Here is a 16312-nt window from a genome sequence, read left to right on the forward strand (position 1 = left end):
CGCAAACATGAGAAAGGGCCACCGGTAGCCGAAGCCGGTCGCGAGCACTTTGCCGATGGGGATGCCGGCCACCTGCCCGAAGGCCGTGCCGCTCATCACCCAGCCGTTGGCCCATCCGCGCTGCTCGTACGGGAAGTAGTCGCCCACGTACGCCACGGACCCACTGGTCAGCATGCCGCCCCCGACGCCCGCGAGCAGGCGCATGGAAAAGAGGAGGACGTAGCTTTCCGCCACCGTATGAAGGGTGAGGGTGACCGCCATCAGGATGGTGCCGTACAGCAGGATGAGGCGGCGCCCGATGCGGTCGGACGCCGGGCCGGTGATGAGGGCCGACACGCCCAGCGAGAGCGCGTAGGCCGTCAGCAGCATGCCCTGCCAGAACGCGTTGACCCCGAGCGTCGCCGCGATCTCCGGAAGGATGGGCACCATGATGATCAGCTGGCTGCTGGCCGAGAACATCATCAGCCAGAGCGCAAAGAGGATCAGGTATGGATTTGAGGTCTTCGGGTTGGGCACGAACAGTAATCGGCCTCAATGAGACGCACGGGCAGTAGGATGTCATTGGGGGAAGTCTCCGGTGCCAGAGATCCCCGACGACGAACATCAAAGATGACGGGCAGTGCCCCCACATGCAGGCGCGTGCCCGAAATCTTCGGAGAATTTCGTCTCGGGAGTGCGAGTGGACGGCAGAGGGGCGTAGACGGCGGCGCAAACGTGAAGGGCCGCAAAATTTCACCCCATTAATATTAAGATAATTTGCCCATAATGGCGGCGTAACACCTGCCCGTTAGGATGTGGGGTGAGGATTTGATGCGACCCCTGTGTGCACTCCTTCCCGGACGATCAACCCCGCCTCCATGACCCACGGCCCTCTTCGATGTCTCCTAGGCGCCGCTCTCGTGCTAGCGGGGATTGCATGGAGCCCGCTCGCCCATGCACAGGACGAGGCGTCGACCGGGGCCATCACGGGCGTTGTCGTGGAAGAAGGGCGGGGGGAGTCGCTGCCCGGGGCGAATGTCCGGGTTGAGGGCACCTCGACCGGCACCTCGACGGACCTCAACGGACGGTACCGACTCAACGGGCTTGCCCCGGGCGCGTACGACCTCGTCTTCTCGTTTGTCGGCTTTCAGCAGAAGACGGTCACCGGGGTGGAAGTGTCCTCCGGGCAGACCACCCCGCTCGACGTGGCCCTCGCCGAGGAGTCGGCCCAGCTTGAAGAGGTCGTCGTGGAAGCCCAGGCAGCGCGGGATTCCGAGGCGGGGCTCCTAAAAGATCGAGCAGAGGCGGCTGCCGTCAGCGACGCCATCAGTGCCGAGACGATTTCTCAAATGGGGGCCGGAACGGTGGCCGACGCGATGAGCAATGTCACGGGGGCCTCCGTGGTCGACGGGAAATACGTAAATGTCCGCGGCCTACAGGGCCGGTACGTTGACGTACAGCTGGACAACAGCACCCTCCCCACCCCGGACCCGGATGGCAACAGCGTGCCGCTGGACCTCTTTCCGTCCAACCTCATCGACAATATCGTTACCACGAAATCCTTCACTCCGGATGAGCCCGCCACATTCACCGGAGGTTCCATCGACGTGACGACCAAGTCCTTTCCAGAAGAGTTCTTCCTCAATGCCTCTTTCTCCACTTCCTTCAACAGCGAGGTGGGGATCGGTGGTGACATTCTTCGGCCCACGGGCGGTTTGAGCGCGGTGCCGAGCGCGGCGGACGACGAGAACGTGCCCGAAAACATCGCGCAGACCTTCAACGACTCCGAAAAGCAACAGGCCCTGTCGAACCTCACGCGGGCCTTTGCCACGCGCATGACGCCGACCCAGCGGGAAATCGTAGGCAATCGCGGGGCCGAGGTGGCCACGGGAACGCAATTCCGCGTATTCGAGGATTGGCCGGTCGGGGTCATCGCGTCGCTTTCGTACGACGAGTCGTTCTCCGGGTATGACGACGGCAAGACTGCGCGGTTTGACCAGGGAGGCGTCTCGTCGGAAACGCTTGGGGCCACTGCCGACTACACGACGCAGCGCGGCGTCACGGAAACGCTCGTTGGGGGCTTGCTGGGCGTGTCCGTTCAACCGGCCCCGCAGCATGAGGTCAGCCTGCGCGGCATCTACAACGCGGACGAGGAACAGGAGGCCCGGATCGAAACGGGACTGCTTCCGCGGGACCTCTCGTCCGGGCAACGGTTCCAGACGCGCGTGTCCCGCACCACCGAGCGCTCGGTGCGCTCCGGAGAGCTGCGGGGCACGCACCGCTTCGGCGGCGGGCAGGACGGCGTTCGCGTCCAGTGGAAAGCAATGTGGTCGGAGGTCACACGCGATGAACCGGACTACCGGTTCTTTTCCAACCAGTTTACGCCCCGGGACGGCGACACCACCTATTCGATTTCGAAGTCGATCTACCCGGTGCCGGCCCGCTACTTCCGCGATCTAGAAGAAGACGACGCGTCGGCAAACCTGTCGGTTGAGGTGCCGCTTGGGGAGGGCCTGATCAAAGCGGGGGGACGTGTTCGCTCGCGTTCGCGGGCCTTTCGGGAGCGGCGCTTCGATCATCTGACCGACGAGGCCAACTTTTCCGGGGACCCAGATGCGTACATTGACGACCAGGCAGGACTGCGGGAGGAGGGGACGTTTGGGACCTACGTGCTCGACCGGACGCAGGACCGCAACAACTACGACGCGGATCAGGAGGGGGGCGCCGGATTTCTGATGGCCGAGCTTCCCGTTCCCGGCGTGCCGGCTCTTGAGATGGTCGGAGGAGTGCGAGTTGAGCACTCGGAAATGTCACTTTCTACGTTCGAAGACCGGCTTCAGGGCGACTTTTCGAACACGGACGTATTGCCGTCCGCCAATCTTATCTGGTCGCTACGAGAGAGCATGAACTTGCGCCTGGCCTACGGGCGCACCATTGCGCTTCCGTCCTTTCGGGAGTTCGCGCCGTTCGAGTCCTTCAGTTTCGTCGGGGACTACATTGAGCGGGGCAACGAGAACCTGACTCGCACCCGCGTCGACAACTTTGACCTGCGCTGGGAGTGGTTCACCGGACCGGGCGAGTTGCTCTCGGCGAGCGTGTACTACAAAGATTTTACCGATCCCATCGAGCGGACCATCGATCCGCAGGCGGCGGCCAATCAGGTGGTCACGTACCGGAACCGGGACAAGGCCACCGTCTATGGGCTGGAGCTGGAGGCCCGGACCCGTCTCGACGATCTAGCGTCGTGGCTCCGACACGTGCAGGCGGGTGGGAGCCTGACGCTGTCCCAGTCAGAAATCACGCGCACCGAAGAGGTCCTGGAGGCAATTCGTGCGTTCGACGATGACCCCAGCGACACGCGGCCCCTTCAAGGACAGTCGCCCTATCTGATAAATCTGAATCTAGGCTACCAGCATCCGGAGGCCGGCACCAGCGTGAACGTATACTTCAATCGCTTCGGCGACCGGCTCGACACCGTCTCCCGGAACGGGGTCGACATCTACGAGCGGGCCCGGAGCACCCTCAATGTGCGGGCATCGCAGCGACTCCTGCGGGGCGTCGAGGCAACGGTCGCCGTCGATAACATCCTCGGCAGTGAAGAGATCGTCTCCCAGGAATTTCGGGGCACCGAATTCGTCAACGATCTTCGTCCGCTGGGCCGGACGGTCTCCTTAAGTCTCTCGTACAGCTACTAGCCTTCTTTACGGGGTCCCAGAATCGGGGCCTCACATTCCAGAAACACCGCCCGAAGGGGTGAGCCGAATGCCCGGCTCACCCCTTCGGTGGTTCGAGGGAGCGTGTTATGAAATCAACAACCGCTTCCGGGCTTCACCGCACTCTTTTCTCAGACACCCCTCTACCGATGAGGCATACGCATACGACGACGCTTGGTACCTTCTCACTCGTTCGCTGCCTTCTCGCCCTTCTCGTTGTGCCTGCGCTTCTGCTTGCAGGGTGCGATTCCAACGACAGTGGAATGGAGGATCCACCCCCCGATAATGGTGACGACGGTGAGCCCTTTTCTGTGGCCCACTATGATACAACCGACGCGGAGGTCGATGGAAAGACGGTCATCGAGGTTAGTGACAACAGTGGCGGAGAAAACTCGGACGATACGGAGTTCGGCATCGGCTACAGTGATCAGGACGGCAATGACGTGTCGGAGGTCACGTGGTCGAACGACTTTGTTTACCGGCTCGACAACTTTGTCTTCGTCAACGATGGCGAGACCCTCAGCATCGATCCCGGGACGCTGATTCAGGGCATGCCCGGAGATGGGGCAGATGCCGCGGCACTGATCATAAGCCGCGGAGGAACGATCGAAGCGGACGGAAATCCTGGAAGCGAAGATCCGTCGGAGGCGGATCCCATTATCTTCACCGCCCAGGGCGATGACGGGAGCGGCTTCGACCGTGGGACTCGCGGCCTTTGGGGCGGCGTGATCCTGCTCGGCGATGCGACGATCAACTCAGAACCGCCGACCACGACGATCGAGGGCGTGCCCGACGACATCGCTGGGGATCGGGCCGATTACGGCGCCGAAAACAGCGACTTCAACGACGACCACGACATTGGCACGTTCCGCTTCGTGTCCATTCGCCACACGGGAAGCCAGCTCGGCGGCGGTGATGAGATTCAGGGCCTCACGCTCGGGGGCGTCGGCAGTGGCTCGACCATCGAGTATGTTGAGTCCTACGCCAGCGACGACGACGGCTTCGAGTTCTTCGGCGGCACGGTGAATACCAAGTACCTGATCTCGGCGTTCGTGTCGGACGACAACTTCGACATCGATGAGGGCTGGCGCGGCAGTAACCAGTTCTGGCTCGCCGTGCAAGATACGGACGAGGCTGGTCGCATCGGGGAGCACGACGGCGGCACGGATCCGGAAGGCGGGCAGCCGTTCGCCACCTCGAAGGTCGCGAACGCCACGTACATCGGCGTCGGGCCCGGCACGCAGGGCATCGACGGCGACCAGGGCGAGCCGATGCTCATCCAGCGGGACAACAACGCGACCTCGTACTACAATACCATCTTCATGGACGGACGCACGACGAGCGCGGGATTGGAGATTGAAGACCGCTCCGACCGGACGGATGCGCGCGAGCGCGCTGAGAACGGTGACCTCGTCCACGAAAACAACCTCTGGTGGAACGTGGGGGCCAACTACGATCCCGGCAACACGACGTTCGAGGACATCATCCAGATCACGGAGGAGGATGGTTCGCCCGTCGATGAGAGTTGGCGGGGCGACCTCGCGCAGGTGCTCCGGGACAATGGGAACCAGCTCACGTCCGAGTCCCCGATCCAGGCAATGAATCGGGAGGATGATCAGGACATCGTGGACTTTGACCCGCGAGCGGCCGGTCCCGCCACGAACACGGCCCTCTCATCGGTCAGTGGCTTCGGTGACGTGGGCGGCGAGAATTCGGACCTCGTAGACGTCAGCTACAAGGGCGCCTTCGGACCCAACGACAGTTGGGCGAAGGGGTGGACGCTGCTCGATCAGAATGGAGAGCTCCAGTAGACGCTCGAGTTCCTCGCACCTGGAGGGCGTTCTGCCTTCTGTGGGCCTCGGCGGCCGGATGCTCTTTTTGGGGCGTCCGGCCGTTTTTTACGTGGGCCCTGTGGGGCGTGCAAAGCCGGGCATGGCAGGGGTGGAACGGCGCCGGTCGGTCGCGTGTGCACTGTTGTGTGTTTTAGACGCGCTCTCCCAAGCAGTCTCCGCTGCATGTCACTCCGCTGTCTCTTTGTTGTCCAGGGGGAGGGCCGCGGCCACCTCACGCAGGCGATGGCCCTGCGGCGCCTGCTCCGGGACGCCGGGCACCGGGTGGCAGCGGTCGCCGTGGGCAAGAGCGACGGGCAGGCCGTGCCGGCCTTCTTCCGGGCGGCCTTCGACGCCCCCGTCACGGACGTTGCGAGCCCGGGCTTCGTCTCGGACGACGCGGACCGGTCGGTGCGCCCCTGGGTCACGCTGCGACGGGCGCTCCGGCGCACGCCGACGTTCTGGCGCAGCCTGGACGCCCTCGACGCCGCCGTGGAGCGCCACGACCCGGACGTGGTCGTGAATTTCTTTGAGCCCCTGATGGGCCTCTACGCCGTCACGCATTCGCCGTCCGTGCCGGTCGTGGCGGTGGCGCACCAGTACATGTTTTTGCACCCCACGTATCAGTTCCCGGCGGGGCGCTGGGGGCGACGATGGGCGGCCCGTGCGTTCGCGCGGCTGACGGCCTGGGGGGCGTCGCGGCGCCTCGCGCTCTCGCTTTATCCGGCCGCCGACCGCCCGCGGGACAACCTGACCGTCCTCCCGCCCCTTCTGCGGACCGGTGTGTTTCGGCAGCCGCGAGACCAGAGCGAGCCCTTCTTCCTCGTCTACATCCTCAATAGCGGCTACGCCAAAGAGGTGATCCAGTGGCACGAGCAGCACCCCGACGTGCCGCTGCATTGCTTCTGGGACCGCCCGGACGCGGCGCCGGTGGAGGCCTACGACGACACGCTGACGTTCCATCAGCTCGACGATCAGAAGTTTTTGCGTCTTATGGCCCGCTGCCGCGGCTTTGTGTCCACCGCCGGGTTCGAGTCGGTTGCGGAGGCGATGTATCTCGGGACGCCGGTCCAGGTGGTGCCGGTGGCGGGGCATTACGAGCAGCGCTGCAACGCCATCGACGCGGTGCGGGCGGGGGCGGGAGTGCGCAGCCCCCGGTTCGACATTGGCCGTCTTCGGGCTGCACTGGACCGTGGGGCCGACTCAGGAGAGCGCTTTCGGCGGTGGGTGCGTCAGGGGCGCCGTCGGTTTGTGCGGGAGCTTGAGGCGGCCGCCCGGCCTCCCGCCGCCGCGTCCATGCCGGGTCCACCTGCGGAGGAACGGATCCTTGAAGCGGCCTGATGCGAAGTGGGGGGCGCGCCGGCGAAGTGAGCGTGCGCACTGTCCCGATCCGGACCGGAGGCGATCTGTCTTCTCAAACCATCCAACAGAGTCGTGGCGATGGGTCTCCGACGTGTGCTTTGGGCCCTGGCGTGGGGTGGGGCTGGGCTTCTGGTTGCCGCGTTTCTGGTCGGGTACGCGGCGCCGTACCTTCCGCCGGCCCACTTCTGGTGGACGGATCTGTTTGCGGTCCTGCTTCCCGTGCTGGGCGGGGCGGTGGGCCTGCTTGGGGCCGGACTGGTGGGGCAAAGCATCTATCGCCAAGCGTGGGGACGGGGGGCGGTCGGCGCGGTGCTGCTCCTGCTCGTCGCGGCCCGCTTCGGGGCGGTCCCGGCCGAAGACGCATCGGGGGGTGCCGCGGAGGCACTGCGACTGATGACGTTCAACTTGCCGCCGGCCTTTTCCCGTGAACCGGACCGGGGACGGGCGCTAACTGAACTCGTGGAGCGGGAGGCCCCTACCGTGCTGGCCTTGCAGGAGACGCAGATGCACGCCGGCGCGTCCTCGGAGGCCCCTCTCGCGTTGGCCGACTGGCCGCTTCCCGTGCTGCTGCGGGACGCCTCCGGCTACACCCTGCCCCGCGTGCGTCCTCCCGAGACCCTGGTGCATCGGCCGGTACTAGGGCAAATTCGCCTGGATTCGATGAGTGTCCACCCGCTGCCCCCGTCCGGCGACACGAATCCCCGTGCCCGGTACACGCGCACCCACTTCACCTGGCAGGGGCGCCCGGCCGTGCTCTACAACGTGCACCTGCACACGGTGGGCACCCGCCCCTGGGAGCTGCTGGACCCGGCCCAGTCCCTCCGGCGCTGGCGGGCCGTCCTGCGGACGTACCGGAACGGGGCGCTGCACCGTGCCGAACAGGCCCGTCGGATTCGGCGGCACATCGAACGGGAACCGCGCCCGGTGCTCGTAGCAGGTGACTTCAACAGCACCCGCCACCAGTGGGCCTACCAGCACATTGCGCAAGGGCTGCGGGCGGCGGGCGGAGCCGCCACCTTTCCGGCGGGGTGGCCGCTCGTCCAGATCGACCACGTCCTGGCCGGGCCGGCGTGGCACATCGAAGCGACCACCGTCCCGAGGCCCGGGGCCAACGGGCCCATTTCGGACCATCGTCCCGTGGTGGCCCGGCTCCGCTGGCGGGACGACTACGAAGAGTAGGAGGAGCGGAGGGGCGATGTGCTGCCGGGGGCCATCTCCTCCTGCACGCTGGCGTGCCGAATGTCGACCCCCTCAATGAGAAAAACGACGCCCTTCGCGATGTTGGTGGAGTGGTCCGAGATGCGCTCGATCGCCTTGCTGGCGGTGATAAGGTGGGCGGCCACTTCCGCGTGCTCCGGGTTCTTCCGGATGTAGTCCACCAGTTCCTGGAAGTTTTCGTGGTGAAGCCGATCCACCTCGTCGTCGAGGTCGGGGATGCGGCGGGCCAGCTCGGCGTTCTGGTCGAGGAAGGCCTGCTTGGCCTCGTCGAGCATGCGGCGGGCCGCCTGGCTCATCTCACGGATCTTGACCACGTCGAGGACGCCGGGGGCCTCGGTCACATGCTCGGCGTTGGCGGCCAGGTTGCGGCAGTGATCCCCGATCCGTTCCAGGTCGGTGTTGATCTTTTCGACCGTGAGGAGGGTGCGGAGGTCGGTGGCGACGGGCTGGTGGCGGGCCAGGATGCGCTGGCAGTACTCGTCGACCTCAAGCTCCAGGGCGTCGACCTCACGGTCGCGGTCCATGACGCGCTCGGCCCGTTCCACGTCGTGGGTGAGAAGGGCGTCGACGGCGTCGGTAAACTGTTCGGCCACGATGGTGGCCATGTCGAGGAGGCGGCTGCGGAGCTCGGCGATTTCGTGTGCGAGACGGGTCGGCATGAAAGTCCCGGTCGGGTCGTCGGATTGTGTGCGGACATGCCTGTACGATCGGGATGGGGGAATGTGCCGACGAGCGATGGACGCACGGGCGCCGTCGCCCTCCGCTCCCCCCCGAAAAGCGGATGGGGGCGCCCGACGGGCGACTACGTCCTACGGGAGCGGGCGGCGGGCCGATCTGCCGTGCCCACGTCGTCGCCCGCGTCGGGGGGCGTGCCCCGGCTCCACACCGTGCGCAGGACCGACAGGTACGTGTCGGCGACGGCGGGCCATCCGAAGGTGTCTTCGGTGTAGCGACGGGCTCGTTGCGCGGCGGCGTCCAGTGCGTCGGGATCGTTGCGGTACGCCGCGATGGCGTCCATGAACGCCTCCGGAGACTCCGGGGCCACGAGGTGGCCGTTGACGCCGTCGTCGATCACGTCCTGGATCCCTTCCAGCTCGGCCGCGACGGCTGGGGTGCCGCACTGGCCGGCCTCGAGCAGCACGATGCCGAAGCCCTCCATGTCGTCCTCGACGGGCACGTTGGGCATGATGAACAGATCGGCCCCGCGGTAGAGGCGGGCCAGGGTGTCGTTCGGGACGCGGCCAAGGAGGCGAACGCGAGAGGACAGGTTGTGCCGTGCAATGGCCGCCTCAATCGCGTCGAGCTGGGGACCGTCGCCCGCAATCCAGTAGTGCACGTCGTCGGGGAGCCGGGGCATCACGGCGTCCACGAACCAGGCGGTGCCCTTGCGCTCCACCTGTCGTCCGACGCTGCAGAGCAGGAGCCCGTCGGGCGGTGGGGGCGGGGCGGCCACGCCGACATCGTCCTCAAGCACCTGCCGGGCCGCGGCGCGGTCCCCGGGCGCCTCGAAGCGGTCCGTGTCGATGCCGTTGGGCACGACGCGAAGCTGGGCGGACGAGGCGCTGCGGTCAAGGCACGCCTGGCGGGTGGCCCGGCTCACAGGAAGCACCGCGTCGAGGGCGTCGAACACCGTCGGCACGAACCACTGGTAGGGCGGAAACGGGGTCGTCACGTCGAGCCCGTGCACGATGGCGGCCGTCCGCACGCCATGTCGGCGGAGCAGGCCCTGGAGGGGCACCGCGAGGCCGGCCGTCACCATCGAGGAGAAGAGGACCACGTCGACGGCATTCCGCCGGGCGGCCTGGGCGATCCGCCAGCCGGCCCGGGCGAGAAAGACGGGCGTTTTCAGGTGAACCGTGCGCCAGGCACTGCGCAGCAGCAGGGCGTCGTAATCGAGGGCGCCCTCCTCGGCGCGCGCCTCGAGGGTCTCGTGGAGCTTCAGGGCGACGCGCTGCATGCCGCCCACGTTGGCGAGCGGGCGGCCGTGGGGCGGGAGCGAATGCGAGACGAAGAGAAGGCGCACGGCGGCGAACCGACGGATGGAAAGAGACTACGCAGGCACGCCCGCCGGAGCCGAGGGTCGTGTGGGGGACGAATGACGGGCAAGCACCTCGTCGTAGTACCGGCTCATGCGATTGAGGACGGCGGACCAGGTAAAGTCTTGGGCCCGCTTACAGGCGGCGGTGCCCATCCGGTCGCGACGCGCATTGTCGACGATGAGGGTGCGCACGGCGTCCGTAAACGCCTCGACGTGACCGGGGGAGCAGAGCCGGCCCGTGGTGCCGTCGTCCACGAGGTCGCGACTGCCGGCTGCGTCGGCGCACACCGTCGGGAGCCCCGAGGCCATCGCCTCCAGGGTGACGTTGCCGAACGTTTCGGTGTCGCTGGGAAACAGAAAGACGTCGGATGAGGCGTAGGCCCGGGCCAGCTCGGTGCCGTCGAGAAAGCCGGTGAAGGTGGTGTTCGGGAGGCGGGCCTCCAGGTCCGTGCGGGCCGGGCCGTCGCCTACGACGAGGCTACGGTGGGGCACGCCCTGATGCTCCAGTCGCTCCACGACATCGGCGTAGACGTCGAGCCCCTTCTCCCACACGAGCCGGCTCACGAACGCGACGACCGCCTCGTCGTCGCCGATGCCGTGGGCCCGGCGCCACTCGCCGGAGCGGCGGTCCGGGTTGAAGCGGGTGGTGTTCACCCCGCGGGGCCAGAGCCGAAGGTCGCTGGCAATGCCGTGTCCTCGAAGCACCTCCGCCATGGCGTGGGTGGGGACGTAGACCTGCTGGCACTGGTTGTAAAAGGAGCGCAGGTAGCTCCAGACGGGCGTCTCCAGAAGGCTGAGGCGGTAATACTTGAGGTACGAGCTGAAGTGGGTATGGTAGGAGGCCACGACGGGCGTGTCGGTGGCCTGCGCGCGCCGGAGGGCGTGGTAGCCCAGCAGGTCGGGCGTGGCGATGTGGTACAGCGTCGGATCGAAGGCCTCCAGCGCCGCCCGAACGGAGGGGGTGAGGCCCAGGGACAGCCGGTACTCCGAGCGGCCCGGCACGGGGAGGGAGGGCACGGACGCGAGCGTGCCGGCGTGGTCCTCAATGGCCGGGTCGTCCACCGTCGGGGCAAAGACGCGCACCTCGGCGCCCTGCTGCTCCAGGTGGTCGACGAGGCGGTTGAGCGTGAGCGACACCCCGTCGGCGATGTGGGTATAGGCCCCGGCGAAAAGCGCAATGCGCCGGGACGAGCGACGGCTGGGCCGATCAGTGCGTGCAGCAGGCGAGTCGGTCGCGGTGTCCATGTGGGGAAGGTGAAACCAGAAGGTCTACTCGGAACGAGGTCCAGCCTCGCAAGGCGAAAGGACCCCACTACGACTGTGGGTGGGACAAAGGGCGGATGTTACAAGGCCGCTTTCAACCAGAAGAAAGTAACGCGGGGCGTTTCGGGGAGCGACGCTCAGGCACGCCCGGCAGCACAGAAAAGGCCCCAGGGCGTCGTGGGTCCCTGGGGCCTTCGGGTTTTCAACACAGGATCATCGGAGGGAAACGCGTGGGGCCTTTCCAGCGACTCCACGCACTACTCCGTGGCGGTGGCCTCGTTGATCAGGTGAAGTACGTGGTCGGTGTGGGCACGGGTCTCGGCGTTCACGCCGCGCTTGCGCTCAATCATGCGCTCGATCTCCTGCAGGCTCTGGAGGGCGGCGCTCTGGGCCACGTTGTCGTACTGGGCGTCGCCTTCCTCGCCCACCACGGTCGCCAGGGACTCCACGTACGAGACCTGCAGGTTCTGGCGGAACGTGTTCACGTTGTCCTGCGCGTCGGCCGCAAAGACGGCGTCGGTGAGGTCGCGCATGTACTCGGCCAGCGTGTACTCGTTGCCGTAGAGGCGCGTGTCGGTCATGCGCTCCAGCACGTTCGGGTGCAAGAGGTGGGCCAGCACGCTTTCCTGAATGCCGAGCACGCGGGCGTGGACCTTCGGGTCCTCCGACGCGCCGAAGAAGTTAAACCCGCGTCGCTGCGGCTGCAGGTGGCGGTAGAGCTCGTTCGGAATGATTTCGAAGGCATCCGGCGCGAACAGGTACTCGTTCAAGAGGTCGAGGGCCCGCTGTTGCTTCTCGAGGGGCACCGGGCGGTACGGTTCCGTAGCGCCCTCCTGCCCGATCAGCGCGCGGTCGACATGGACGCCGCCGACGTAGCGGGAGGCGACGGTCGCCATCTGCGCGTGCTGGCCGCTCACGCTCAGGAAGGCATTCCGCAGCTCCTGGTACGACTGCCCGGGGTCCTCGTACTTCTCCAGAAGATCCCCCATCAGGTCTTGCACGAGCTGCATGCGTCCCTCGGCGTAGTCGAGTGCCTCGTTCGACATGTCGCCGACCATCACCTCGGGGTCGATGGCCTTGCCCGGTGCGCGCATGTCGTCCGCGTCGTTTCCGAAGGCAAGCGCCGGCTCGGTGGAGCGCGACAGAATGGCGTCGAGCTCCGTCTCGGAGGCGTCCGGCGTGTAGCCGTACTCGACGGCCCACATGTCGTAGGGGCCGGGGCGGGTCGTGTAGTACTGGCCCTGATCGCCGTCGGGCGGGGCCACGTTCACGGCCGGGTAGTCCATCACCGAGCCGACGAGCCCTTCTTCCCGGGTGACTGAGGCGTCGTGCACCTCGTCGGTCGGGTGGAGCTGAGACGCCTTCATGTTGTGCTGCAGGCCCAGCGTGTGGCCCACCTCGTGCAGGGCGAGGAAGTGGAGGGCCTCCTCCATGAGCTGGGTGATCTCGCCGTTGAGGTCCGACGGGCCGCTCTGCTCGGGGCTCGGGTCCGCGGCGGTGGGGGCCAGGGCGGCCTTGCCGAAGAGGGTGTTCATGTGCAGGAAGCCGGGCAGCGTGCAGGCGTGTTTGGGAAGCGTCTTCGGCCGCTCGCTCGCGGCCTGAAGCGGCAGGCCGGTCTCCTCAAAGAGCTTGTTTTGGTTAACCTGATTGGTCAAGAACGCGTACTCCAGCATCACGTCCGCGCCCATGATCTGGCCGGTGCGCGGGTTTACGAAGCTGGGCCCGTAGCCGCTAAAGGGCGGGTTGGGGGAGGAGGTCCAGCGCAGCACGTTGTAGCGGATGTCGCCCGCGTCCCAGGAGGCGGTGTCTGGCTGCACTTTGACCTCAATCGCGTTCTCAAAGCCGGCCTTGCGGAAGGCGGCGTTCCACTCCAGCACCGCGTCGCGGATGATGGGCCGGATGCGCTCCGGGGTCGTGCTCTCGATCCACCACGTGATCGGCTCCACCGGCTCGGAGAGTTCGGCGTCGGGATTTTCCTTCTTCAGGTGCCAGCGGTTGATGAGGTCATGGTAGGGGGTGGCGCTGGTGGAGGTCAGGTTGTCTTTTTGCTGGGTGAAGTACCCGACGCGCGGGTCGGCGAAGCGCGGCTCAAAGTCGTTCTCCGGCACCTCGATAAGGCTGTGCCGCAGCGTGATCGTCACGTTGCGCGCGTCGGTGACCGCGTCGGAGCCGGGGTTGATGGGGCGGGGGTTTTCGAAGACGTAGTCGACGACCACGTCCGTGTTTTTCGGGTAGTTGTGAACCCCGTCGACCTTGGACTTCTCTTTGCTCTGCCGCCCCAGCTTGAAGCTGGCGGGCGACTGTCCAGGCGTGGGAGAGGGCTTCACCTGTGTGAGCGATTCGGTCAGAAACAGGCCGTCGGCGTCGATGAGCAGGCGGCCGGTCGAGTCGTTCTCGGCCACGATTTTTTCGACGTGCAGGACCGAGGGGCTCGTGTTGGCGTCCGAGGCGCGGCTGAGCGTGCTCTCGTCGTTGAAGTGGAAGTTGGTGTTCACCTCCACGAACTCAATCTGGTCATAATGGCGCCGGACCTTGAAGACCGTGTTGTCGCGGTAGGCCCCGCGGAAGGTGCCGGCCTCCAGCACGCCGTCGACGGTGTGGGTAAAGTAGATGTACTCCATGCCGATCTGGCTGGAGTCGAGCGCCATCTGGAGCGAGCCGTCGGTCGTATCGCGGTAGACGGTAAAGAGGCCGCCGAGGGAGTCGCTCTCGGCAATGGCCTTCTGGAAGTCGCTTTTCTCATCGTTGGCCTGCTGCTCGGCGTTCTGTGCCGAAGCGGCGGAGTCGGCCATCTCGGCTGAGCCGCTGCAGCCGACCACGAAGAGGGCGGCGAGTGTGAGGGTCCAGAGGAAGGTACGGGGACGCATGTCGAGTCGAAGGAGCTGGGTTTGGGAGAGGCGATGGAAAGGGGCGGAAAGACGACCGGTATCGCCCGCAGAGGACGGGGCGTTTCCCACGAGCCGTACGGGGAAATTGTGGGCCTCATTTTTGGTTCCCGCCCCAACGGGTGCTAAGTAGACAAGGCGAAGGCAAAGATGTAACGCCTACGCCATGCGTCGCGGCGAGTGGGAAGAGGTGGCGAAGCATCCTGACCCTGTGGTGTGTCCCTACGGTAGGGGGGCACAGATCAAGGGCTAACACGAGATTCGAAGACGGCGTCGCGCCTCCGGTTGTTACAGGGGGCGGGAAGAGGAGTCTACACGAGAACTGTCAAGACCCAACGGACGAGGTAGGACAGCGTAACGGCATATGCAAAGCTTACGAGGGTTCCGATGATGATGTACTCAGCGTGTCTCCGCTGCTGCTTCCCAGTGACGTCTCCGAATCGAAACAGCGACTTTGCGGTCACGAGAAACCCGATGGCACTTGGGGCCTCGGCCAATACGAACACGTAGATCAAAAGGCGCTCGGCCATACCGATGATTTGTCCGCCGCGAACGAGTCCCGGCTCTTCGTCGAGTTGATCGGCGTACGGCGCCACGATTTGAGCGACCGCCGGACTCCCTCCCCACACCACGAGCACGGCACCGATAAGGACGAGAGGAATGGACATCCAGGGAGTGCTCATTGCCCTTGGGGATCGTTGGAAGAGGGCAAGGGGGTAGAGGTCAGGTGTCGTCTGCAACCACGTTAATCAGTTCACGGAAGATGGAGACTGTGCGCTCTATTCGCGACCAGTTAGCCCGCTGGAGATGCCGATTGACCGACTGACGGGTGATCGGCTCGGGCGACCACGCGTCAGCGACGGCCTGTTGCGTGACGGACCTCTCGGTGCCGACGCCCCCCAGCATGCCGGCGACCGCCCGCGCTTGGGCCTCCGTCCATTCGTGCAGGAGGAGATCGACCAGCTCAAACATACCATCCACCGCGAGGGAGCTGGTGATTGACGCCGACTTCGGAAGGACACAGACGGCCCAGCAATCGTCTTCGAGCGTTTCCAGGGCTCGTCCCGATTGCCGGAAGGCTGCGCCGTCGCTCTCATTCAGGTTGCCGTCAGAAATAAAGTCGACCGTGTCCACGGCAACCGCAAATCGGGAACGCAGACCATCTGAATACAGGCAGGTCCAAAAATGGAGGACTCGTGGGAGCGCCTGCGACGGATCCTCGACGTAGCACTGCCATCCATCTCCGCCCATGATGGCTAAGTCGTACGGAAGTGAATCCGGGGCGGTCTCCCTTGCAATTGCGTACGCTTTCCGCAACCGCTCAGGCAAGTGACGCCGCTCGTCCACCGACAACTCGGACGATCCAATGACGTCTCCCGTAGCAACTGCGTGTAAATCGGACATAAGCACACATGTAAGCCAAAAAAATCTTCCTTGAATAAAGAAAGCCTAATTTGGCTTACAAATACAAGCGGCGTCCGGGATCAGGGACACGTCCCTCAAACAGTTTTCTCAGCACACCACATCCAACGCAAAACGCCTAACCCGTGACGCAAAACGCTCACCGCAGCACGTCCCGCAGAAACCGACCGGTGTGGCTGTCCTCGCACGCCGCCACCTCCTCCGGCGTCCCCGCCACCACGACCTCACCCCCGTCGTCCCCGCCCTCCGGCCCGAGGTCGATCACGTGGTCGGCGTACTTGATGACGTCGAGGTTGTGCTCGATGATGATCACGGAATGCCCCGCGTCCACCAACTGCTCGAAGGCCCCCAGCAGCTGCCTGATGTCGTCGAAGTGGAGCCCGGTCGTCGGCTCGTCGAAGATGTAGAGCGTCCGGTCCGACGAGCGGCTGTTGAGGTGGCTGGCCAGCTTGATGCGCTGGGCCTCCCCGCCGCTCAGGGTGGTGGAGGGCTGGCCGAGCGTGAGGTAGCCGAGCCCAATGTCCTGCAGGACCTCCAGCTTGTTGATAATTGCCCGCTCGCCCTCGAAGAAGTCGGCGGCCTCGTCGACGGTCATATCCAGCA

11 protein-coding genes and 1 pseudogene are annotated in these 16312 nt (G+C 65.6%); 4 read left to right on the top strand and 8 right to left on the bottom strand.

Features of this window, described 5'->3' with window-relative positions; all coding sequences use genetic code 11:
• Nucleotides 1-516, bottom strand: a 516-nt coding sequence (locus V5A20_RS08665) for an MFS transporter (RefSeq protein WP_332327125.1), incomplete at its 3' end; no start/stop codon positions are given.
• Nucleotides 517-857: 341 nt separating this feature from the next.
• On the opposite strand from V5A20_RS08665, the gene V5A20_RS08670 reads away from it, so the two are divergent.
• The 4 genes from V5A20_RS08670 to V5A20_RS08685 all read left to right on the top strand — a co-directional run bounded on the left by V5A20_RS08670 (nucleotide 858) and on the right by V5A20_RS08685 (nucleotide 8062).
• Nucleotides 858-3674: a TonB-dependent receptor gene (locus V5A20_RS08670; protein WP_332316059.1), complete on the top strand. Its 2817-nt coding sequence runs from the start codon at nucleotides 858-860 to the stop codon at nucleotides 3672-3674.
• Nucleotides 3675-4003: 329 nt separating this feature from the next.
• Nucleotides 4004-5503: a hypothetical protein gene (locus tag V5A20_RS08675; RefSeq protein WP_332327127.1), complete on the top strand. Its 1500-nt coding sequence runs from the start codon at nucleotides 4004-4006 to the stop codon at nucleotides 5501-5503.
• 204 nt (nucleotides 5504-5707) lie between these two features.
• Complete coding sequence (locus V5A20_RS08680) at nucleotides 5708-6862, top strand: glycosyltransferase family protein (RefSeq protein ID WP_332316057.1); 1155 nt, start codon at nucleotides 5708-5710, stop codon at nucleotides 6860-6862.
• A 99-nt stretch (nucleotides 6863-6961) separates the two neighbouring features.
• Nucleotides 6962-8062, top strand: a complete 1101-nt coding sequence (locus V5A20_RS08685) for an endonuclease/exonuclease/phosphatase family protein (RefSeq protein ID WP_332316056.1) — start codon at nucleotides 6962-6964, stop codon at nucleotides 8060-8062.
• On the opposite strand, the gene phoU is transcribed toward V5A20_RS08685, so the two are convergent.
• The 7 genes and pseudogenes from phoU to V5A20_RS08720 all read right to left on the bottom strand — a co-directional run.
• Nucleotides 8050-8760, bottom strand: a complete 711-nt coding sequence (gene phoU, locus V5A20_RS08690; RefSeq protein WP_332316055.1) for a phosphate signaling complex protein PhoU — start codon at nucleotides 8758-8760, stop codon at nucleotides 8050-8052. The two genes, V5A20_RS08685 and phoU, sit on opposite strands and share 13 nt — an antisense overlap.
• Before the next feature lie 143 nt (nucleotides 8761-8903).
• On the bottom strand, nucleotides 8904-10124 hold the full coding sequence (locus tag V5A20_RS08695) for a glycosyltransferase family 4 protein (protein ID WP_332327129.1): 1221 nt from the start codon (nucleotides 10122-10124) through the stop codon (nucleotides 8904-8906).
• A 27-nt stretch (nucleotides 10125-10151) separates the two neighbouring features.
• A complete protein-coding gene (locus V5A20_RS08700) occupies nucleotides 10152-11384 on the bottom strand; it encodes a glycosyltransferase family 4 protein (protein ID WP_332327130.1) in 1233 nt (410 codons plus the stop codon).
• Nucleotides 11385-11659: 275 nt separating this feature from the next.
• The gene (locus tag V5A20_RS08705; protein ID WP_332327132.1) at nucleotides 11660-14269 is read right to left on the bottom strand and encodes a zinc-dependent metalloprotease; all 2610 of its coding nucleotides are present in this window, start codon (nucleotides 14267-14269) and stop codon (nucleotides 11660-11662) included.
• A 329-nt stretch (nucleotides 14270-14598) separates the two neighbouring features.
• A complete protein-coding gene (locus V5A20_RS08710) occupies nucleotides 14599-14970 on the bottom strand; it encodes a hypothetical protein (protein ID WP_332327133.1) in 372 nt (123 codons plus the stop codon).
• A 40-nt stretch (nucleotides 14971-15010) separates the two neighbouring features.
• Nucleotides 15011-15421 carry a hypothetical protein gene (locus V5A20_RS08715; RefSeq protein WP_332327135.1) on the bottom strand — a complete coding sequence of 137 codons (411 nt, stop codon included), beginning with the start codon at nucleotides 15419-15421 and terminating at the stop codon, nucleotides 15011-15013.
• A 427-nt stretch (nucleotides 15422-15848) separates the two neighbouring features.
• Nucleotides 15849-16312 (bottom strand): annotated as a pseudogene (locus V5A20_RS08720) (excinuclease ABC subunit UvrA); the annotation flags it as partial.

The sequence above is a fragment of the Salinibacter sp. genome (assembly GCF_036626415.1).
Lineage (GTDB): Bacteria > Bacteroidota > Rhodothermia > Rhodothermales > Salinibacteraceae > Salinibacter.